The following is a 1,241-nucleotide window of genomic DNA, read 5'->3' as shown; positions in this document are numbered from 1 at the left end:
TGATTGTACGTAATAAGTGGAATTCTATTTCGATTTTCGATAATATCTTCATAATTCTGTTCGCTACCGTATCCTGCGTCCGCCACAATATGATCCGGCAGTTCAAAAAAGTGTTCTTCAATGGTATCGAGAAAAGGGATCAACGTGCGTGTATCCGTTGGGTTCGGGAAAACATCGTAAGCAAGTGCGTATTGACCTTCCGTCGCTATCTGTACATTATAACCAGCTTTCAATTGACCGTTCTTCATGTAGTCGTCCTTCATGCGCATAAATGTCGCATCCGGATCCGTCTTGGAGTAGCTATTGCGGTCACCGAAAACTTCCATATCTTCTTCATATTTTTGTTTACGCACGATGAAATCTGAAAACTGCTTCCGAGCTTGTTTTGGAATTTTGCGTTCCGAACGGATTTTTTTACGCTCGCTGCCAACTTCACAAGCGTCTATTCTTTCATCGTATTCCTCGATTTTTTCGCCTAACTTTTCTACTACTTTTTCCATCTCTTGAACGGATAATTCTTCATTGTTTTCTCGCTCGATTGCTGGAATAATTTCTTTTTCTAACAACTCCTCGTAAAGCTGATTCGACTTTTCCGTCAGCTTGTCACTATATTTTTCGGTGGACTTCCTCCAAACAAAGGTAAACTTATTGGCGTTGGCTTCAATCTTCGTTCCATCAATAAAAATTGCTTCTTCCTCTATCAATTCCTTCTCCACTAATTGATTTCTAAACTGTACGAAGCATTCACGGAGGATGTCTTCGATGAGGGGATTGTAACGAAAGCGATTAATGGTGCGGTAGGTTGGTTCGTAACCCTGCGCTAGCCACATCATACGAACACTGTCCTGTAATAAGGCTTCTATTTTACGACCGGAAAAGACGGACTGCGTATACCCGCACAATATAACTTTTAACATCATCCGTGGATGATAGGCTGGTCGACCGGTTTGACGTACAAATTCTTGGAATACTTCATCAGGAATACTTTCTACTAAATCATGTATCGCAAAAGCAATATCATTTTCTTGTAATTTAATCTCCAAATCCAGCGGCAAAACAACTTGATTCATGGTATAATGTTTAAACATAAGGACACCTCTTTTGTGATTAATTATTGTCTGGTAACTTTAATTTTATCAAAAGGTGTCCTTTTTGTTTACTAAAATTATGATAAATAGAAAATAGCTTCGCGCAAAAAGCGCGAAGCTATTTTCTATTTACTGGGGTTTTGTCCCAGCCTC

The 1,241-nt window shown here is 39.4% G+C and carries 1 protein-coding gene; it reads right to left on the bottom strand.

All coding sequences use genetic code 11. The features are described 5' to 3' along the window. The coding region (locus M3210_RS19960; protein WP_251518034.1) for an IS1182 family transposase at nucleotides 1-1,088 on the bottom strand (1,088 nt) is incomplete at its 3' end. Nucleotides 1,089-1,241: the final 153 nt, after the last annotated feature.

This window comes from Oceanobacillus luteolus (genome assembly GCF_023715655.1).
Classification (GTDB): Bacteria; Bacillota; Bacilli; order Bacillales; family Amphibacillaceae; genus Oceanobacillus; species Oceanobacillus luteolus.
Note: the sequence above shows the minus strand (reverse complement) of the source record. Positions and strands in the feature narration are given on the sequence as shown.